This is a genomic window from Geodermatophilus sp. SYSU D00879 (assembly GCF_054050375.1).
Window position 1 is genome coordinate 194268 of sequence record NZ_JBJGZF010000007.1, and the last position, 19820, is coordinate 214087.

Genomic DNA, 19820 nt, shown 5'->3' on the forward strand with positions numbered 1-19820 from the left:
CGGGATGAGCCGACCCACCCGCAGGAGTGAGGGCCTCCCCGGCGTGTCCCGGGGGACACGCCGGGGACCGCTGCGGGGTCAGTCGCGCCGGCGGGCCTCGCCGGCCGCCGTCCGCACCGCCGCGCGGAGCCGCTCGGCCAGGCCGGGCGGGCAGCAGCCGGGGTCGACGAGGACGTCGTCGGCGCCGGCGGCGAGGAGCCGCGCCCGGGTGGCCCGGTCGGCGTCGTCGCAGAGCACGAGGACGGCGGTCCCCGGCGCGGCGCCCAGCCCGGCCACCCGGTCGACGGCGTCCGCGCCCCGGCCGGTCACGAGCAGGACGGCGTCGGCCTCCCGCGCCGCCACCCCCGGCGCGGCGACGGAGAGGCCGTCGCGCAGCAGGACGCCGCGCAGCGCCCGGCTGCGGGCGTCGTCGGGCGCGACGAGCAGCGCGACCGGCTCCCGGCCCGGCCCCGCGGACCGGTCGCCGGCGGCCTGCAGGACGACGCCGGCGGCGGCGACCGCGCCGGCCAGGTCCTCGGGCGGCACCGGACGGGCGAGGTGGTGGCCCTGCAGGTGGTCCACGCCGAGCTCGACCAGCCGGGCCGCCTGCACGCGGGTCTCCACGCCCTCGGCGGTGACCTCCAGCCCGAGGCAGTGCGCCAGCGTGACCAGCGCCGTGAGGATCGGCTGGTCGTCGGCGCCGTCGCCGATCTGCTGCACGAACGAGCGGTCGATCTTGACGCCGTCGACGGGCAGCGCCTGCAGCCGGCCCAGGGAGGAGTAGCCGGTCCCGAAGTCGTCGATCGCCACCCGGACGCCGGCGGCGCGCAGCTCGTCGAGCTGGCCGACCACCCGGGGCCCGGCCTCGAGGAACACCGTCTCGGTCACCTCGAGCAGCACCTGCCCGGGGCGCACGCCGGTGCCGGCGAGGACGCCGAGGACCGCCGTCGCGAAGTCCGGCTCGCGCAGCTGCACCGGCGAGACGTTGACCGAGAGCGACCGGCGCCGGTCCGCCGCCAGCCAGCCGGACGTGCGCAGGCACGCGGTGCGCAGCACCTTCTGACCGAGCTCGTGCACGAGCCCGCTGCGCTCGGCGACGGGCAGGAAGTCCGCCGGCAGCGCCAGGCCACCGGGACGCGGCCAGCGCACCAGCGCCTCGACCCGGGTGGCCGCGCGGGCGCGGACGTCGACCAGCGGCTGCAGGTGGACCACGAGCCCGTCGTCCTCGAGCGCCCGGCGGAGGCCGCTCTCCACGTCCGCGCGGGCGAGGACCGCCGTCGACATGGCCGGGTCGAAGACCGCGTGCCGCCCCTTGCCGGCCTGCTTGGCGGCGTACATCGCGATGTCGGCCTGCTGCAGCAGCACCTCGGCGGGCACGTGCTCGCCCCCGGTGCTGCGGGCCAGGCCGATGCTGCCGCTGGGCACCACCTGCCGGTCACCGAACCGGACGGGCGCGTCGAGGGCGGCGCCGATGCGCCGGGCGACCTGCTCACCGTGGTCGGCCTCGGCCAGGACGACGGCGAACTCGTCCCCGCCGAGGCGGGCGACCGTGTCCTCGGGCCGGACGCACCGGGTGAGCCGCTCGGCGACCTCGACCAGCAGCCGGTCGCCGGCCTGGTGGCCCAGCACGTCGTTGACGTCCTTGAAGTCGTCCAGGTCGACCAGCAGGACGCTCACGCCGGCGGGCGAGCGCGCCTCCAGGGCGTGGGCCAGCCGGTCGGCGAACAGCGCCCGGTTGGCCAGTCCGGTGAGCGGGTCGGTGAACGCGAGCCGGCGCAGCTGCTCGGCCTGCCCGGCCAGCTCCGCGGTGGCCCGGGCGGCCGCCAGCTCGGCCGCCTTGCGCTCGGTGACGTCGGTGGCGGTGCCGTGGACGCGCACCTCCGCGCCGCTCCCGTCCCGCTCGACGGCGGCGCGGCAGGCCACCCAGCCGGTGCTGCCGTCGGCGCGCAGCACCCGGTGCTCGAGGCCGTACTCCTCCCGGCCCGCGCGGACGTCGGCGAGCAGCTGCAGCAGCTCGGCCCGGTCGTCGGGGTGCACCCGCGCCAGGTAGCCCTCGACCGTGGGCACCAGCGCGTCCGGCGGCACGCCGAAGATGCGGTACATCTCGTCGGACCAGGTGACCGTGTCGGTGACGGCGTCCCAGTCCCACCGGCCCAGCCGCGCCACCCGCTGCGCCTCCAGCAGCCGCCGCTCGCTCTCCTGCAGGCGCGCCTCGATCGCCACCCGCTCGCTGATGTCCTGCGCCGTGCCGACCAGCAGCACGGCGTTGCCGGCCTCGTCCCGGGTGACCGACCCGCGGGCGCGCACCCAGATGAGCGCGCCGTCGCCGCAGACGACCCGGTGGTCGAAGTCGAACACCCCGCCCGCCCCGAGCGCGGCGAGGATGGCCTGCTCGGCGCGGCCCCGGTCGTCGGGGTGGACCATCTGCATGCAGATCTCGAAGGTCGGCGTCACCACGGCGGGGTCGAGCCGGTAGACGGCGAACAGCTCGTCGCTGAAGGTCACCGAGCCGGTGCGGACGTCCCACTCCCAGCTGCCCATCGCGGCCAGCCGCTGCGCCTCGGCGAGCCAGCGTCGACTGCGGGCCAGCGCGAGGACCGGGTCCTCGGACGCGGGGTCCTCCAGCGCGGGCTCCTCCGGCGCCGCACCTGCGCTCATGCCACTCCCCGGACCGGTCCGACTCGGATCTCCGTGCGGAGGGGCACGTTAGGGGACGGGAGGGGTGCGCAGCACCGATCGGCGCACGAGCGGAGGGCGTGGGATTCGAACCCACGATGGGTTTGACCCCATAGCGGTTTTCAAGACCGCCGCCATCGGCCACTAGGCGAGCCCTCCCGGCAGGTCGAGGCTAACCCGGCCTCCCGGGAGGACCCACCCGGCCGCGCCGCGGGGCGTCAGCAGCGGGGCGGCGGGTCGACGGGCACCGGCGCCGGGCTCGCGCCCTCGGGCACGAGGTAGGTGATGACGAGGACGGCGGGCTCCGCGCCGCGGTTGGCGAAGGTGTGCGGCCCCGACGGGTGCGGGAACGCGCTGCCGGCCCGGTACGTCTCCTGCGTGCAGCGGCCGCCGCCGTGGTGGGCGGGCTCGATCATCTGCAGGGTGCCGCTGACCACGACCACCACCGACGGCCCGGGGTGCCGGTGGAAGCCGGTGGACGAGCGTGGCGCCAGGGTGGCCCGGACCACCGCCACGTCCGACGGCTCCGTGACGTCCAGGCTGATCCCGGCCTCGGCGTCCTCGAGCCGGAACTCCCCCGCGGACCCGCGGGCCAGCAGCTCCGAGGTCACCGCCGAGGGACTGGCCGGGGGGATCCGCCCGGCCGGGTCGAGCGCGGCGGCAGTGTCGGGGTCCGCCGCGGCCGTGCCCGACGCCAGCACCGGCGCGAGCAGCGCGCCGAGCCCGATCGCCGCCACCCTCGTCCTCCTCGCGACCGTCCGTGGCATCTCGGCCTCCCTGGTGCGCCGGGGTCCCGCCGGTCGGCGGGAGGGCGACGCTAGGGCGGCGCGCGGCGGCCTGGATGAGAGGCCGATGAGACTCCGGTGAGGCGCCGCCGGGCATGATCCGGGACCGGAGGGTGTTGTCCTCCCGACCCGGTCCGCGAGCACGTCGCGTCGACCCCGCCCCCGCACGTCGATCGAAGGACACCCCCTGCCCGAGACCGCTCCCCCGCCGTCCACCCGCCGCCGGGTGCGGCGCCCCGCCGGCGAGCGCCCCGTCCCGATGACGGCCGACCGCGCCGCCGAGCGGGACGCCGCCCGTGAGGCCGCCCGCGCCGAGCGGCGCGCCCAGCAGCTGTGGGTCGAGGACGCCGCGCCGGAACTGCCCGTCCGCGCGACCCCGCCGCAGCGGGTCGTCTTCCACCTCGGCCCGACCAACTCGGGCAAGACCCACGAGTCGCTGCAGGCGCTGGCCGCCACCGGCTCGGGCGTCTACGCCGCGCCGCTGCGCCAGCTCGCCCACGAGGCCTACGCCAAACTCGCCGCCGGCCTGCCCGAGGGCGCCGTCGGCCTGTCCACCGGCGAGGAGGAGATCCACCCGCAGGCGGAGATCCTCTGCTGCACGGTGGAGAAGGCGCCGATGCGCGGCGAGCTGCTCGTCCTCGACGAGTCGCACTGGATCACCGACGCCGACCGCGGGCACCACTGGGCCCGGCTGCTGCTCACCGGCGAGTACCGCGAGATGCACCTGATCTCGGCCGCCGAGGCCCACCCGCAGCTGGCGCCGCTGGTGTCCGACGCCGACGACGTCGAGGTCGTCCACCACCGGCGGCTGTCCCGGCTCGACGTCCTGCACGCGCCGGTGCGCACCCCGCGCGTCCGCCCGCAGACCCTCGTCGTCGCCTTCTCCCGCAAGACCGTCTACGCCGTCGCCGCCGAGCTCGACCGGCACCGGCCCGGGAAGGTGGGCGTCCTCTACGGCGCGCTGCCCCCGGCCACCCGGCGCGAGGTCATCGAGCGGTTCACCACCGGCGAGCTCGACGTCCTCGTCACCACCGACGTCATCGGTCACGGCATCAACGTCCCGGCCACGACCGTGCTGTTCGCCGAGACGACGAAGTTCGACGGCACCGAGCTGCGGCCGCTGCGCAGCTGGGAGGCCGCCCAGATCGCCGGGCGGGCCGGCCGCTACGGCCTGACCGGGCACGGGACGGTCGGCGTCCTGGCCGGCGTGCCCGGGCTCCGGGCGTCGGCGGCGCTCGTGACCGTCGCCGCCGAGGTGGCCCGCGGCGAGCGGGTCAGCGACCTGCCGGCCCGCGGGGCGCGGCTGCGCCCGGAGCTCGAGGACCTCGGCGCCACGGAGGCGGCCGACCTGCCCGAGGCCCTGGTCCGCTGGGAGTCCTGGGCCCGGACGGCCACCCACGACCGGGCGATGACCCCGGACGACGTCGGCGAGCTGGTGCTGCGGGTGCGGGCCCTGCTGCCGCTGCTGCGCGGGCCGCTCGGCGCCGTCGGCGACCTGCGCACCGTCTGGCGCCTGGTGCAGCTGCCCGTCGACTACGAGCCGCCGCGGCGCACCCGCTGGCTCGTGCTCGCCCGCGCCGCGCTGCGGCACGCCGCGGGCCTGCCGGTACGGCCGGAGCTGGTGCTGCCCGACGTCCCGGTCGGCGGCAGCGTCGAGGAGTTCGAGCAGGCCGCCGCGGCCGCGCGCGACGCCCAGGCGCTGCTGCGGCAGTTCCCCGGCGTCGCGGACCTGGACGCCGACGACGCCGCCTGGGTCGAGGAGGAGTGCGCCGAGGCGATCAGCGAGCTCCTGCCCGACGCCATCGCGGTCAGCCGCTCCAGCGCCTGCGTCGAGTGCGGCACCGCGATCGCCCCGTGGTTCTCCACCTGCCGCCCGTGCAGCGCACCCCGCGGGCGGAGCCGCGACGGCCACCCCCGCGCCGGCGGCCGGGACGGGCGGCGGACTCCCCGCTCGGGCTCCCGTCAGGGCCGGCGCCCCACCCGCACCGGCCGCGGCTGACGAACACGCACCGGGCGCACCCTCCGCCGTCCGGAGGGGGCGCCCGGCGCGTTCTCGGCCCGGTCAGGTCGCCGGGTCGCCCGCGGTGACCGGCTGGTCGGGCCGCTCGCGCTCCACGGGCTCCCCCACGACGCCGTGCAGGTGGCAGGCGGCGACGTGCCCCGGCGCGGAGCCGACCGGCTGCAGCGCCGGGTCGACGTCGGGGCAGGGCTCGAACACGTCGGGGCAGCGGGTGCGGAACCGGCAGCCGCTGGGCACCCGCGCCGGCGAGGGGACGTCGCCGCGCAGCACGATCCGCTGCCGGGACCGCTCCAGCGCCGGGTGCGGCAGCGGCACCGCCGACAGCAGCGCCCGCGTGTAGGGCATCTGCGGCTCCGCGGCGACGGCGGCCGCGGGCCCGACCTCGACCACCCGGCCCAGGTACATCACCGCGATCCGGTCGGACACGTGCCGCACCGCCGACAGGTCGTGCGAGACGAACAGCAGCGTGAGGCCGAGCTGCCGCTGCAGCCGGCGCAGCAGGTTGAGCACCTGCGCCTGCACGCTGACGTCGAGGGAGGCGATCGCCTCGTCGCAGACCAGGAAGTCCGGCTCGCCGGCCAGCGCGCGGGCGATGCCGACCCGCTGCCGCTGACCGCCGGAGAACTCGTGCGGGTAGCGGGCGGCCACCGCCGGGTCCAGGCCGACCAGCTCCAGCAGCTCGCGCACCCGCGCGGCCCGCGCCTGCCGCCCCGGGTGCAGGCCGTGCACCTCCAGCGGCTCGGCCACCGTCTGCGCCACCGTGCGCCGCGGGTCGAGGGAGGCGAACGGGTCCTGGAACACCATCCCGGCCCGGCGCCGCAGCTCGCGCAGCTCCCTCCTCCCCATCGCGGTGACGTCGGTGCCGTCGAAGGTGACCGTGCCGCCGGTCGGCGGGACCAGCCGCAGCAGCGCGTTGCCCAGCGTGGACTTCCCGCAGCCGGACTCCCCCACCAGGCCCAGCGTCTCGCCGCGGTACACGTCGAGGTCCACGCCGTCGACGGCGCGCAGCACGCCGATGGTGCGGCGCAGCAGCCCGCCCGAGCGGACCGGGAAGTGCACCTCCAGGCCGCGGGCGGAGACCAGGACCTCCCGCTCCGTCGTCGAGGTCACGACGCCTCCCCCTCCGCGCACCAGGTCGCCGCCCGGTGCGGCAGTACCCGGTCCCCGCGGTCGACGACCGTCAGCGGCGGCTGCCGGGTCTCGCAGCGGGCGTCGCCGCGCACCGGGCAGCGCGGCCAGAACACGCAGCCCGCGGGCAGGTCGGTGGGCGCGGGCGGCGTCCCGGGGATGGTGGCCAGGTCGCCGCCGTCGTCGGCGGCGAGGTCGGGCAGCGCGCCGAGCAGGCCGCGGGTGTAGGGGTGCACCGGCCGCTCGAGGACGTCGTCGACCGTGCCGTCCTCCACGCAGCGCCCGCCGTACATGACCAGCACCCGGTCGGCGATGCCGGCGACGACGCCGAGGTCGTGGGTGATCCAGATGACGCCGGTGCCGTGGTCGGCCTGCAGCCGCTCGACCAGGTCGAGGATCTGCGCCTGCACGGTGACGTCGAGCGCCGTCGTCGCCTCGTCGGCGACGAGCAGCGCCGGCGAGTTGGCCAGCGCGATCGCGATGACCACCCGCTGCCGCATGCCGCCGGAGAGCTCGTGCGGGTAGCGGTCCACCGCGCGGCCGGGGTCGGGCAGGCCCACCTCGCCGAGCAGCTCCACCGCGCGCGCCCGGGCCGCGGCCTTCGACACCGCCCCGTGCGCGCGGATGCCCTCGGTGAGCTGGCGGCCCACGGTGAGCACCGGGTTGAGCGAGGTCATCGGGTCCTGGAAGACCATGCCGACGCCGGGCCCGCGGACCTGCCGCAGCCGGTCGGGGGACATGGTGAGCAGGTCCTCGCCCTGCAGCAGGGCCCGCCCGGTCACCGTCGCCGTCCGCGCCGGCAGCAGCCCCATCAGCGCGAGCACCGACACGCTCTTGCCGCTGCCGGACTCCCCGACGACGGCGACCGTCTCGCCCGGCCCGACGGTGTAGCTCAGCCCGTTGACCACGTGCGCCGTCCCGCGCGGGGTGCGCAGGTCCACCCGCAGGTCCTCGACCTCCAGGACCCGTCCCACCGCGGGCTCGGGCAGCGCGCTCACCGCCCGCCCCCGGCCATGAGGGTGCGCTGCCGCGGGTCGAGGACGTCGCGCAGCCCGTCGCCGAGCAGGTTGAAGCACAGCACCGTGATCACGATCGCCAGGCCCGGGAACACCGTGTACCACCAGGCCTGCTCGATGAAGCCGCGGCCGTCGGCGAGCATCAGCCCCCACGACGGGTTGGGCCGGCGCGGGCCCAGGCCGAGGAAGGACAGCGCCGCCTCGGCCAGCACCGCGAAGGCCAGGCTGATCGAGGTCTGGACGATGATCGGCGGCGCGGCGTTGGGCAGCACGTGCCGGGTGATCAGCCGCCAGTCCGAGGCGCCGACCGAGCGCGAGGCCCGCACGTACACCTCCTCGCGCACGCCGAGCACGCTGGCGCGGGTGACCCGGGCGAAGATCGGCACGTAGACGATGCCGATCGCGAGGATCGCGTTGGCCGGCCCGGCGCCGCGGATGGCCACGATGGCGATGGCCAGCAGCACCGCCGGGAAGGCGAACAGCACGTCCATCAGCCGCATCAGCGTGTCGTCGACCCACCGGCCGTAGAAGCCGGCGAGCAGGCCGATCAGCGTGCCGACGACCAGGGCGAACGCGACGGAGAGGAAACCGACGCGCAGCGACGTCGCCGCGCCCAGGATGACCCGGCTGAGGATGTCGCGGCCGAACTCGTCGGTGCCGAACGGGTGGTCCCAGCTCGGCGGCTGCAGCTGGAGCGACGGGTCCTGCTCGTTGGGGCCGTCGGGGGCGAGCGACTCGTCGAAGACCGCCATGAGCACGATCAGGAGCAGGACCACCGCCGAGACCGCGGCGGTCGGGTTGCGGGCGAGCAGGCCGAGCGTCTCCCGCCAGCGGGGGCGCGGCGGGGCCGCCGTCGGCAGGGGCTCGGCGGGCGGGGGGACGGCCGGGGTGGCGCCCGGCGTCGGCAGCTGCGTCATCGGCGGGTGATCCTCGGGTCGATGCGGCTGTAGAGCAGGTCCACCAGCAGGTTGACGACCAGGAAGACCAGGGCGAACAGCAGGACGGCGCCCTGCAGCACCGGGAAGTCGCGGTCGCGCACCGCCTGGTAGGCCAGCTGACCCAGCCCCGGCCACGAGAAGACGATCTCCACGACGACGACGCCGGACAGCAGGTAGGCCAGCTGCACGCCGGTGACCGTGACCAGCGGCAGGAGGGCGTTGCGCAGCACGTGCCAGGTCAGCACCTGGCGGGTCGCGACGCCCTTGGCCTGCGCCGTCCGCACGTGGTCGGAGCCCAGTGCCTCGAGCGTGCTCGACCGGACGAACCTCGTGATCACCGAGCCCGAGACGACGCCGGTGGCGATCGCGGGCAGCACCAGCCGCTGCGCCCAGCCCAGCGGGTCCTCGGTCAGTGGCACGTAGCCGCCCGAGGGCAGCCAGCCGAGCGTCCCGGCGAAGACCAGGATCAGCATGATCGACAGCCAGAAGTCGGGCACCGAGATGCCGAACTGGCTGACCACGGTGGCCAGCCGGTCGACGAACGACCGCGGGTGCAGCGCCGAGAGCATGCCCAGCGGCAGCGCGATGACCAGCGCCACCAGCAGCGCGGCGAACGCCAGCGTCAGCGTCGCCGGCAGCCGCTCGGCGATCAGCGCGGTCACCGTGTCGCCGCTGCGGAAGCTCACCCCGAGGTCGCCGGTCACCGCCCGCCCGGCCCAGAGGAAGTACTGCTGGACCAGGGGGAGGTCCAGCCCGCTGCGCTCCCGCAGGGCGTCGTAGGTCTCCTGGGAGTACCTCGTGCCGAGGGCCAGGCGGATCGGGTCGCCCCGCACGAGGTGGATCAGGGAGAAGACGAGGACGCTCACACCGGCCAGGACGACGATCGCCTGGCCGGCCCGCCGGAGCAGGTAGCCGCTCAGGGCAGCTCCACGTTCTCGAACTCGATCGCCGAGTCGGCCCGCACCTGGTAGCCGGTCAGCCCCGGCACCCAGGCCTGCACCTCGTCGGGGTTGTAGAGGTACAGGTAGCTGACGTCGTCGACGATGATCCGCGCGGCCTCGTCGTAGAGGCCCTTGCGGGTGGCCTGGTCCGGCTCGGTGGCGGCGCGGGTCAGCAGCTCGTCCACCTGCGGGTTGCTGTAGCCCTGGTAGTTGCTGCCGCCGGTGGACAGGTGCTGGTTCTCGTAGAAGTCGGCCGGGTCGATGTTGCCGATCCACTCGAGCATGAAGGCGTCGAAGTCGCCCTGGGACTGCCGGTCCAGCCAGGTGGCGAAGTCCTCCTCCTGGATCTCCACCTGGATGCCGATCGGCTCGAGCTCGCTGGCGATCACCTGGGCGGCGGCCACCGTCTCGGGGTACTCGTCGGTGACCATCAGGCCCATCGTCAGCGGCGTCTGCACGCCGGCCTGCGCCAGCAGCTGCCGGGCGGCCTCCTCGTCCGGGGTGAACGGCGCGTAGTCCAGGTACCAGGGGCTGCCCTGCGGGATCGCCGTCTGGTTGGGCTGCGCGGTGCCGAAGCGGGCGGCCTGGGTGATCTCGTCGCGGTCCAGCGCGGTCGCGATGGCCCGGCGCACGTCCCGGTTGTCGAACGGCGGGACGGCGTAGTTCATCGACAGGTAGAAGTACTCGACGCTGGTGACCGAGCCGAGCTCGACCGCCTCGTCGTCCTCGAGGTCCGCCACGTTCTGCGGCGGGACGTTGTCGGTCCACTGGACCTCGCCGTTGCGCAGCGCGGTCAGCGCGGAGCTGGGCTCGGAGATGTAGCGGAACTCGACGCCGTCGATGCCCGGTGCCCCGCCCCAGTAGTCGTCGAAGGTGGTGAGGGTGGTGGCGTTGGCGTCGGAGCTCTCCAGCCGGAACGGGCCGGTGCCGTTGGCCTCGCTCTGCAGGTCGAACTCCTCGGCGGCGTTCTCCGAGACGATCGCCATGCCCTTGAACGACCCGATGAGCTCGAGCAGGTTCGGCGTCGGCCGGGTCAGGGTGATGACGACGGTCCGCGGGTCGGGCGCCTGCACGTCGGCGACCGTGGCGAAGCGGTAGGCGTTGGACAGGTCCTCGTCGATGATCCGCCGGTAGCTGTAGACGACGTCGGCGGAGTCGAACTCGCTGCCGTCGTGGAAGGTGACGCCGTCCTGGAGGGTGAAGGTCCAGGTCAGCCCGTCGGGGCTGGTCGTCCACGACTCGGCCAGGCTCGGCTGCATCGTGAGGTCCTCGGCGCTGGGGACGACGAGCGTGTCGTACACGTTCTCCAGCACCTGGAAGCTCGCGTAGGCGTTGGTGACGTGCGGGTCGAACTGGTCCGGCTCGGCGCTGACCGCGGCGACGAGCACGTCGTCCCCTCCGCCCCCGCCTCCCCCTCCGCCGGTGTCGACGCTCTCCCCGCCGCCGCAGGCGGAGAGGACGAGGGCCGCCGCGGCGGCGAGGGGCAGGAGCCGGTTCGTGCGCACGGGGACCTCCGCGGGGCTCGGTGTCGTCTCCGCCCCCGACACTGGCCCTGTCCCGCCGTCCCCGCAGTTCGAGACCGTGATCGTTACGGTTCCTCGACCCGGCCGTCACCCGGCGCCGGTGGTGGCCCGGCGGATCGCCTCGACGTCGCACTTGGGCACCCGGCCGGCGGTCAGCAGGCCGTTGACCTCCTGGTAGGTGTCGGTGAGCTGGGTCCAGCAGGCCCCGGCCAGGGCGGTGCTCGCGTGCACCGCGGCCCACTGGTCGCGGTAGCGGGCGAGCAGGTCCTCCGGGGAGCGGGCGTCGGCGTAGCCCCACGGCTCGGTGCGGTCGGGGTCGGAGCGCCCGGCGTTCAGCGCGATCCCGCCGAACTCGGACAGGACGACGGCGCGGCCGGCGACGCCCGCGCGGTCGAGGTCGGTCAGCCGGCCGTCGGGCCGCCGCCCGCCGGCCAGGCGCTCGAGGTCGGCGGCGGTGGCGTAGCGGGCGGCGAGCACCGCCGGGTCCTGCTCGTAGTCGTGGACGCCGAGGATGCTCCCGCCGAGGGCCTCCCAGCCGTCGTTCGCCGAGACCGGGCGGGTGCCGTCGAGCGCGTCGGCCGTGGCCGCCAGGGCGGTGACCAGGCCGCGCTGGGTGCGGTCGGCGGCCGCCTCCTGCACGCCCCACGACTCGTTGAGCGGCACCCACGCGACCACGCTCGGGTGCCCGCGGTGGGCGACCACCACCTCGGTCCACTCGCGCAGCAGCCGGGCGGCCGACGTCGGGCCGGGGCGGTACGCCGCGGGCATCTCCGTCCACACCAGCAGGCCCGTGCGGTCGGCGAGGGCGAGGTACCGCGGGTCCTCGGTCTTCTGGTGCTTGCGGGCGCCGGTGAAACCCAGCGCGCGGGTGAGCTCCAGGTCGCGGCGGAGCGCGGCGACGTCGGGCGGGGTGGCGCCGGTGTGCGGCCAGTAGCCCTGGTCGAGCACCAGGCGCAGCGGCACCGGCCGGCCGTTGACCAGTAAGCGCCCGTCGTCGACCTCGACCGAGCGCAGCGCGGTGTAGCTCGCGACCTCGTCGAGGACCTCGCCGTCGTCGCGGACCAGCGCGATCTCGGCGTCGAGGAGCACCGGGTCCGGGCCGGGCTCCCAGGTCAGGTGCCAGCGGTCGTCGGTGCCGCCGTCGCCGACCCGCAGCGTCCGCTCGACCACCGTGCCGTCGACCCGGACCGCGTCGTCGGCGAGCAGCCGCTCCCCGGCCCACAGGCGCAGGTGCAGCCGGGCGCGGGTGACGGGGACCGACAGCTCCACCCGGACGTCGACCCGCAGGGTGCGCGGGTCACCGCGCCAGACGACGTCGGTGACGTGCTCCCGCGCCACGGACTCCAGCCACGGCGTGCGCCAGATGCCGGTGGTGCGCGGGTAGAAGATCGCGTGCGGCTCGTCGCGCCAGTCCTGCTTGCCGCGCGGCGCCTCGAGGTCGCGGGGGTCGTCGTCGGCCCGGACGAGGAGGTCGGCGCCGTCGCCGAGGGAGTCGGTGACGTCGACCCGGAAGGGCGTGTAGCCGCCCTCGTGCCGCGTGACGTGCGCGCCGCCCACCCAGACGTCGCACACGCGGTCCACTGCGCCGAGGTTCAGCACCGTGCGGCGGTCGCCCTGCCGGCCGGGCAGCGGGCGGCGGTACCAGGCGCGGTGCAGCGGGCCGGTCCACCCGATGCCGCTGGCCGGGGTCTCCGGGGCGAAGGGGACGCGGATCGTGCGGTCGAACCGCACGGTGCCGGGCGTGGCGGCGAGGTCGGGGTCCGCCGCGAACTGCCAGTCCCCGTCGAGCGAGCGCCAGGGCCGGCGCAGCAGCGGGCGGGGGTGGGCGGTCGGGTCGTCGCGGCGGTCCACGCCTCCCACCTCACCGGACCCGGGCGGGCCCCGCACGGCCCCGCGGCCGCCGGGTGTCGACCTGCGGCCGCCTCGGGCCGCGCGAGACGACCGCAGGTCGACGACGGGCGCGCAGGCGCGCACGCCGCCGGCCGCACCGTGTGGAGGAGGATCCCGGTGTGCTGCTGACCGGCGTCCGGCTGCTCGACGCCGGCGGGGTCGCCGACGACGGCTGGGTGCTGATCGACGGGGACACGATCGCCGCCACCGGCACCGGCCCGTCGCCCGGGCACGCCGGCGAGACCCTCGACCTGGCCGGCGCGGAGCTCACCCCGGGCTTCGTCGACCTGCACGCGCACGGCGGCGGGGGCGCGGCCTTCGACGACGGCCCCGACGCGATCCGCACCGCGCTGGCCGTGCACCGCGCCGCGGGCACCACCCGCTCGGTGCTCAGCCTGGTGGCCGCGCCGCTGGCCGGGCTGGAGGCGTCCCTGGCGGGCATCGCCGAGGTGGCCGCCGCGGACCCCACCGTGCTCGGCGCGCACCTCGAGGGCCCGTTCCTCGCACCCGCCCGCTGCGGCGCGCACGACCCCCGCCACCTGCGCGCCCCCACCGCGGACGCCGTCGACCGGCTGCTCACCGCCGCCCGCGGCACGCTGCGCCAGGTGACCGTCGCCCCCGAGCTGCCCGGCGCGCTGGAGGCGGTGCGCGACCTCACCGCCGCCGGCGTCGTCGTCGCCGTCGGGCACACCGAGGCCGACGCCGCGCTCGCCGCGGCCGCGTTCGACGCCGGCGCCCGGCTGCTCACCCACGCGCTCAACGCCATGCCGGGCCTGCACCACCGCGAGCCCGGCCCGGTCGGCGCCGCGCTGGCCGACCCGCGGGTCACCCTGGAGCTCGTCCTCGACGGCGTGCACGTGCACCCCGTCGTCGCGCGGTTGCTGGTGGCCGGCGCGCCCGGCCGGGTCGCGCTGGTCACCGACGCGACGGCCGCCGCCGGCGCCGGGGACGGCGACCACCGGCTGGGCGGGCGGGCGGTCACCGTGCGCGGCGGCCGGGCGGTGCTGGCCGGCACCGGCACCATCGCCGGGTCCACGCTCACCCAGGACGCCGCGCTGCGCACCGCCCTCGCCGCCGGCGTCGGCCCGGTCGCCGCGGTGACCGCGCTGACCGCCACCCCGGCGCGGGTCCTCGGCCTCGGCGACCGGCTGGGCCTGCTGGCGCCCGGCGCCGCCGCGGACCTCGTCGCCCTCGACGCGGACCGGTCCGTCAGGGCCGTCTGGGCGGCCGGGCGCCGGGTCCGCTAGGGCCGCTGCCGGTGCGGCTGGGCCGCGTGGGTGTGCCGGTGGCGGCCGAGCAGGGTCAGCCGCGCCGCGGCGGCCTCGTCGACGACGACGGTCGCCCGCCGGTGCAGTTGCAGCGCCGAGGCCGGGCAGACGGTGGTCAGCGGCCCCTCGACGGCGGCCGCGACCGCCTCGGCCTTGGCGCCCCCCTGCGCGACCAGCAGCAGCCGCCGCGCCTCGAGGATCGTGCCGAGTCCCTGGGTGAGGCAGTGCAGCGGCACCTCGTCGGGCGAGGCGAAGAAGCGGGCGTTGTCCGCGCGGGTGCGCGGGGCGAGGGTCGTCAGCCGGGTGCGCGAGCCGAACGACGACGTCGGCTCGTTGAACCCGACGTGCCCGTTGGCGCCGATCCCCAGCAGCTGGAGGTCCACGCCGCCGGCCGCGGCGATCGCCCGCTCGTACTCCTCCGCCGCCGCCTCCAGGTCGGCCGCGCCGCCGTCGGGGACGTGCACCCGCGCCGGGTCCAGGCCCAGCGGGCCGGTGACGTCGCGGGCGATCACCGCCGCGTAGCCCTGCGGGTGCCCGGGCGGCAGCCCCACGTACTCGTCGAGCGCGAACCCGCTGACGCCGGAGAGGTCGAGTTCCCCGGCGGCGACCCGGCGGGCCAGCTCGGCGTAGACGCCGACCGGCGAGGACCCGGTGGCCAGGCCCAGCACCGCCCGGGGCCGGTGCCGGACGACGTCGGCGACCACGTCGGCGGCGACCCGGGCGACGTCGTCCGGGCCGGGCAGGACGACCACCTCCACCCGGCCACTGTCCCACCCCGCCCACGGGGCGAGCGGGAGCGCCGGGGCCGCGCGGACCGGCCGCGGGTCCAGACCGGAGTCGCGGACGAACGTGGGCCGGATCACACTGGGTGCGCCGTCCGCATCCGAGCCGAGGTGCCCTGATGACCGACACCGCCCACCGCACCCGCATCCCCCGGGACCGCGAGCACGACTACACCCGTGAGATGGCCGACAAGCGCCAGGCCTTCGTCGCCGAGCGCACCGGCGCGGGCCTCGACCACGTCCGCCAGTACTCCTTCGACCCCGCCGTCCTGCCCGGCAACATCGAGAACTTCACCGGCGTCGCCCAGGTGCCCATCGGGCTGGCCGGCCCGCTGACCCTGCGCGGCGAGCACGCGCAGGGCGACTTCTTCGTCCCGCTGGCCACGACCGAGGGCACGCTGGTGGCCAGTTACAACCGCGGGATGCGGGTGCTCGGCGAGAGCGGCGGCATCCGCACCACCGTCGTCGACGACCACATGCAGCGGGCCCCCGCCTTCATGTTCGACGACGCCCTGCAGGCCCGGGAGTTCGGCCGCTGGGTCGACGAGCACCTCGACGACATCCGCGCCGCCGCCGAGGCCACCACCCGCTCGGGCCGGCTGACCTACATCGGCCAGCACCAGATCGGGCCGCTGCGGTACCTGCGGGTCAACTACACGACCGGCGACGCCGCGGGCCAGAACATGACCGGCAAGGCGACGCTGGCCGCCTGCGAGTGGATCCGGGAGAACCACCCCGACCACCCGCGCTACGTGCTGTCCGGGGCCATCGACACCGACAAGAAGCACTCGCAGATCAACATGCTCATGACCCGCGGCAAGCGCGTCGTCGCCGAGGCCACCATCCCCCGGGAGGTGCTGCAGCGGCTGACCGGCGTCGACACCCGGGACCTGTTCGAGTACCGGCAGATCGGCATGGCCGGCTCGTTCATGTCGGGCGCGGCCTACAACGGCGCGCACGCGGCGAACGGGCTGACCGCGCTGTTCATCGCGACCGGCCAGGACGTGGCCAACGTCAGCGAGTCGCACTCCGGGGTCACCTACACCCAGCTGCTGGAGAACGGCGACTACTACTGGTCGACCACGCTGACCTCGCTGATCGTGGCCACCTACGGCGGCGGCACCGGGCTGCCCACCCAGCGCGAGTGCCTGGAGCTGCTCGGCTGCTACGGCTCGGGCAAGGTGCAGAAGTTCGCCGAGATCTGCGCCGGCGTGGTGCTGGCCGGCGACGTGTCACTGACCTCGGCGATCCTCGCCGGCGACTGGGTCACCAGCCACGACGCGCTGGGTCGCAACCGGTGACCCGGCCCGGCGCACCCCGGCTCAGCGGATCTGGACGCCGGAGATCGTCCGCGCGATGACCAGTCGCTGGATCTCCGAGGTGCCCTCGAAGATCGTGTAGATCTTGGCGTCGCGGGCCATGCGCTCGACGGGGTAGTCGCGCGTGTAGCCGTTGCCGCCCAGGATCTGCATGGCCTGCTCGGTCACCCGCACCGCCGTCTCGCCCGCGACCAGCTTGCTCATCGAGCCCTCGGCGGAGGTGAACTGCTGGCCGGTGCGCGCCATCCACGCGGCCCGCCAGACCAGCAGCCGGGCGGCGTCGATGGAGGTCTTCATGTCGGCGAGCATGAAGGCGATCGCCTGGTTCTCCACGATCGGCCGGCCGAACTGCACCCGCTGCCTCGCGTAGTCCAGCGCGTACTCGTAGGCCGCCCGCGCCACCCCGACCGCCTGGGCGCCGACGCCGGGCCGGGTGCGCTCGAAGGTGGCCATCGACGGCTGGGTGCGGCCGCTGCGCAGGCCCTCCCGCGCCCGGGCCAGCCGCTCCTCGAGCCGCTCGCGGCCGCCGAGCAGGCAGTCGCCGGGGACCCGGCACCCGTCGAGGACGACCTCGGCGGTGTGCGAGGCGCGGATGCCGTGCTTGAGGAACTTCTGCCCCTGGGCGAGCCCCTTGGTGCCCGGCGGGACGACGAAGCTGGCGTGCCCGCGCGCCTTCAGCTCCGGGTCGACGACGGCGGTGACGACGTGGACGTCGGCGATGCCGCCGTTGGTGGCCCAGGTCTTGGTGCCGGTGAGCACCCACTCGTCGGTCGCCTCGTCGTAGACCGCGCGGGTGCGCATCGCCCCGACGTCGGAGCCGGCGTCGGGCTCCGACGAGCAGAACGCGGCCACCTTCGGCTCCGCCTCGGTGCCGAACATGGCGGGGATCCACTGCCCGACCTGCTCGTCGGTGCCGTTGGCGCGCACCGAGGCGGCCGCCAGCGTGGTGCCGACGATCGCCAGGCCGATCCCGGCGTCACCCCAGAAGAGCTCCTCCATGGTGAGCGGGATGCCGAGGCCGGACTCGTCGAACCACTGGGTGGCGAAGAAGTCGAGCGAGTAGAGCCCGATCTTCGCCGCCTCCTGCAGCACCTCCCACGGGAACGCCTCGCGCTCGTCGTACTCGGCGGCCACCGGGCGGACGACGTCCGCGGCGAACTCGTGCAGCCACTTCTGCAGCTCGACCTGGTCCTCGGTGAGCTGGAACGACACGGCCACGGTGCATCTCCTCCGGTCAGAGCGGGCGGACGGTGCCCACGAGGTGGTCGGACCCGTCCCGGGGGTCGCGTACCGCGAGGTCCCACCCGCCGTCCACCGGCGCGCTGGCCAGGGCGACCGTCGAGGGGAGCAGCAGCGGCCGGCGGAAGCCGACGTCGGCGGTGAGCGCCCCGGGCAGCCGGCCCGACAGCGCGGCCAGCGCCCGCGCCTTGGCCCACATCCCGTGCGCGATCGCCCGCGGGAAGCCGAAGGCCTTAGCGGTCAGCGCCGAGAGGTGGATCGGGTTCACGTCGCCGGAGACCCGGGCGTAGCGGCGGCCGGCGTCGGCCGGGACGCGCCAGCGGACGGTCCCCGGGGGCAGGTCGCCGACGGTCACGTCGACGTCGGATGCGGGCGCGCCCTCCGGCGCCCGCGCCCCGCGGGCCAGGTAGGTGGAGCGGCCGCGCCAGACCTCGGCGCCGCCGGCCGACACGGACCCGCACAGGTCGACGGTCGCGCCGCGCGGGTGGACGGCGAACCGCTCGGCCCACACCTCGAGGTCGAGGCCCTCCCCCAGCCCGACCGGCCGCAGCACGTCGATCCGGTTGCGGACGTGCACCAGGCCCGGCAGCGCCAGCGGGAAGGCGCGGTCGCTCATCAGCGCGACCTGCAGCGGGAAGGTCAGCACGTGCGGGAAGGTCACCGGCAGCGCGTCGGCCAGCGGGAACCGGCAGACCCGGGCGTAGGCGGCCACCTCGGCCGGGTCCACGGTCACGCCGCGGCGGGCCAGCCGGGTGGCCGGCAGGTCGCCGCCGCGGCCCCGCGCGGTGAGCGCGGCCCGCACGAACAGCGGCGCCATCGCCGGCGCCGACTCCAGCACGGTGACCATCAGGCGCCCAGCACCGACTGGCCGCACACGCGCACGACCTGCCCGTTCACGCCGGCGGCCGTGGGCGAGGACAGCCAGGCGATCGTCTCGGCGACGTCGACCGGCAGGCCGCCCTGCTGCAGCGAGTTGATCCGGGCGCCGACCTCGCGGGTGCCGAAGGGCATCCTCGCCGTCATCTCGGTGACGATGAAGCCCGGCGCGACGGCGTTGATCGTGGCCCCGCGCCCGGCGAACTCCGGGGCCCAGGCGCGCACCATGCCGATGACGCCGGCCTTGCTCGCCGCGTAGTTGGTCTGCCCGCGGTTGCCGGCGATGCCCGACTGCGAGCTCACCGCGACCACGCGGGCACCGGGCCGGAGCAGGCCGTCGGCGTCGAGCAGCGCGCGGGTGAGGTCCAGCTGCGCCTGCAGGTTGACCGCCATGACCGACTCCCAGCGGGCGGCGTCCATGTTGACCAGCAGCTTGTCCCGGGTGATCCCGGCGTTGTGCACGACGACGTCGACCCCGCCGTGCCGCTCGCGCAGGTGGGCGACCAATCGCCCGGCGGCGTCGGGGGCGGTGATGTCGAGCTGGAACGCCGTCCCGCGGACCTCGTTGGCCACCGCGGCCAGCGCCTCCCCGGCCGCCGGGACGTCGACGGCGACCACGTGCGCGCCGTCGCGGGCCACGACCCGGGCGATCGCCGCGCCGATGCCGCGCGCGGCCCCGGTGACGACGGCGACCTTCCCCGCGAGCGGGCGCACCGGGTCCTCGTCCGCGGGCACGTCGGCCGCCGACACGGTGAGCACCTGCCCGTCCACGTAGGCGGACCGGCCGGAGAGGAAGAACCGCACGGCGCTGCCGACCGACGCCTCGGCGCCCTCCGGCACGACCACGAGGTTCGCCGTCGACCCGGCGCGCAGCTCCTTGGCCACCGACCGGACCAGCCCCTCCAGGGCCTGCCGGGCCGCGGCCTGCGCCGGGGAGCCGGCGTCGGCGGGCGGGTCGGCGAGCACGAGCACCCGGCCGGTGGGCCGCAGCCGCGTGACCGCCGGGGCGAGGAAGGCGTGCGCCGCGGCCAGCTGCCCGGGCCCGGTCAGGCCGGTGGCGTCGAGCAGGACGGCGGCGGGCCGCTCGCCCTCGTCGTCGGCGGCCGGGACGGTCACGCCGGCGTCGCGGAGGACGGCGGCCAGCGTGCCGCCCAGCCGGCCCTCCCCCGCCGTCCCGACGACGGCCGGGCCGGGCAGCAGGGGCTGCCCGGGCTCGTACCGGCGCAGCACGGCCGGCCGGGGCAGGCCGAGCTGCCTGACGACGCCGGACCCGACGCCGGAGTTGGCGAAGGTCGTGTACCAGTCGCTCACGGGTGTTCCTCTCCGAGACGTGGGGGGGGGGGGGGGGGGGGGGGGGGGGGGGGGGGCGGGGGGGGGGGGGGGGCCGCGGGGGGGGCCGGCGCGCGCGGGGGGCGCGGGGGGGGCGGGGCGGGGGGGGGG

At 76.3% G+C, this 19820-nt stretch carries 15 protein-coding genes and 1 tRNA gene; 3 read left to right on the plus strand and 13 right to left on the minus strand.

Features of this window, described 5'->3' with window-relative positions; translation table 11 throughout:
- Positions 1-78: 78 nt before the first annotated feature.
- The 3 genes from ACI79B_RS12005 to ACI79B_RS12015 form a co-directional block, all read right to left on the minus strand.
- Positions 79-2637, minus strand: coding sequence for an EAL domain-containing protein (locus ACI79B_RS12005; protein WP_456928234.1), 2559 nt, complete (start codon positions 2635-2637; stop codon positions 79-81).
- 90 nt (positions 2638-2727) lie between these two features.
- Positions 2728-2814, minus strand: a tRNA-Ser gene (locus ACI79B_RS12010).
- Between the two features lie 59 nt (positions 2815-2873).
- A complete protein-coding gene (locus tag ACI79B_RS12015) occupies positions 2874-3392 on the minus strand; it encodes a cupin domain-containing protein (protein ID WP_456928233.1) in 519 nt (172 codons plus the stop codon).
- 307 nt (positions 3393-3699) lie between these two features.
- On the opposite strand from ACI79B_RS12015, the gene ACI79B_RS12020 reads away from it, so the two are divergent.
- The gene (locus ACI79B_RS12020) at positions 3700-5439 is read left to right on the plus strand and encodes a helicase-related protein (RefSeq protein ID WP_456928232.1); all 1740 of its coding nucleotides are present in this window, start codon (positions 3700-3702) and stop codon (positions 5437-5439) included.
- 63 nt (positions 5440-5502) lie between these two features.
- Here ACI79B_RS12020 and ACI79B_RS12025 read toward each other — a convergent pair whose 3' ends face one another.
- The 6 genes from ACI79B_RS12025 to ACI79B_RS12050 form a co-directional block, all read right to left on the minus strand.
- A complete protein-coding gene (locus tag ACI79B_RS12025; protein WP_456928231.1) occupies positions 5503-6570 on the minus strand; it encodes an ABC transporter ATP-binding protein in 1068 nt (355 codons plus the stop codon).
- On the minus strand, positions 6567-7586 hold the full coding sequence (locus ACI79B_RS12030) for an ABC transporter ATP-binding protein (protein ID WP_456928230.1): 1020 nt from the start codon (positions 7584-7586) through the stop codon (positions 6567-6569). The genes ACI79B_RS12025 and ACI79B_RS12030 overlap by 4 nt, the downstream gene beginning before the upstream one ends.
- A complete protein-coding gene (locus ACI79B_RS12035; protein WP_456928229.1) occupies positions 7583-8521 on the minus strand; it encodes an ABC transporter permease in 939 nt (312 codons plus the stop codon). The genes ACI79B_RS12030 and ACI79B_RS12035 overlap by 4 nt, the downstream gene beginning before the upstream one ends.
- Positions 8518-9462 (minus strand): ABC transporter permease, encoded by a 945-nt coding sequence (locus ACI79B_RS12040; RefSeq protein ID WP_457000144.1) that lies wholly within the window; start codon positions 9460-9462, stop codon positions 8518-8520. The genes ACI79B_RS12035 and ACI79B_RS12040 overlap by 4 nt, the downstream gene beginning before the upstream one ends.
- Positions 9459-10988, minus strand: coding sequence for an ABC transporter substrate-binding protein (locus ACI79B_RS12045; protein ID WP_456928228.1), 1530 nt, complete (start codon positions 10986-10988; stop codon positions 9459-9461). Before ACI79B_RS12045 ends, ACI79B_RS12040 begins: the two co-directional genes overlap by 4 nt.
- Before the next feature lie 105 nt (positions 10989-11093).
- Positions 11094-12857 (minus strand): glycoside hydrolase family 2 protein, encoded by a 1764-nt coding sequence (locus tag ACI79B_RS12050; protein WP_456928227.1) that lies wholly within the window; start codon positions 12855-12857, stop codon positions 11094-11096.
- A 158-nt stretch (positions 12858-13015) separates the two neighbouring features.
- Here ACI79B_RS12050 and nagA point away from each other — a divergent pair, with 158 nt between their 5' ends.
- Entirely contained in the window at positions 13016-14143 is a 1128-nt protein-coding gene (nagA, locus tag ACI79B_RS12055) for an N-acetylglucosamine-6-phosphate deacetylase (RefSeq protein WP_456928226.1), read from the plus strand.
- Here nagA and nagB read toward each other — a convergent pair.
- Complete coding sequence (gene nagB, locus ACI79B_RS12060; RefSeq protein ID WP_456928225.1) at positions 14140-14922, minus strand: glucosamine-6-phosphate deaminase; 783 nt, start codon at positions 14920-14922, stop codon at positions 14140-14142. The two genes, nagA and nagB, sit on opposite strands and share 4 nt — an antisense overlap.
- 143 nt (positions 14923-15065) lie before the next feature.
- Between nagB and ACI79B_RS12065 the strand changes: the two genes are divergently transcribed.
- On the plus strand, positions 15066-16247 hold the full coding sequence (locus tag ACI79B_RS12065; RefSeq protein ID WP_456928224.1) for a hydroxymethylglutaryl-CoA reductase: 1182 nt from the start codon (positions 15066-15068) through the stop codon (positions 16245-16247).
- A gap of 21 nt (positions 16248-16268) precedes the next feature.
- On the opposite strand, the gene ACI79B_RS12070 is transcribed toward ACI79B_RS12065, so the two are convergent.
- The 3 genes from ACI79B_RS12070 to ACI79B_RS12080 are packed head-to-tail and all read right to left on the minus strand — an operon-like array spanning position 16269 to position 19691.
- Positions 16269-17483 (minus strand): acyl-CoA dehydrogenase family protein, encoded by a 1215-nt coding sequence (locus ACI79B_RS12070; protein ID WP_456928223.1) that lies wholly within the window; start codon positions 17481-17483, stop codon positions 16269-16271.
- Between the two features lie 16 nt (positions 17484-17499).
- Positions 17500-18351, minus strand: a complete 852-nt coding sequence (locus ACI79B_RS12075) for a MaoC family dehydratase (protein ID WP_456928222.1) — start codon at positions 18349-18351, stop codon at positions 17500-17502.
- A complete protein-coding gene (locus ACI79B_RS12080) occupies positions 18351-19691 on the minus strand; it encodes a 3-oxoacyl-ACP reductase (protein WP_456928221.1) in 1341 nt (446 codons plus the stop codon). The genes ACI79B_RS12075 and ACI79B_RS12080 overlap by 1 nt, the downstream gene beginning before the upstream one ends.
- Between the last annotated feature and the right edge of the window lie 129 nt (positions 19692-19820).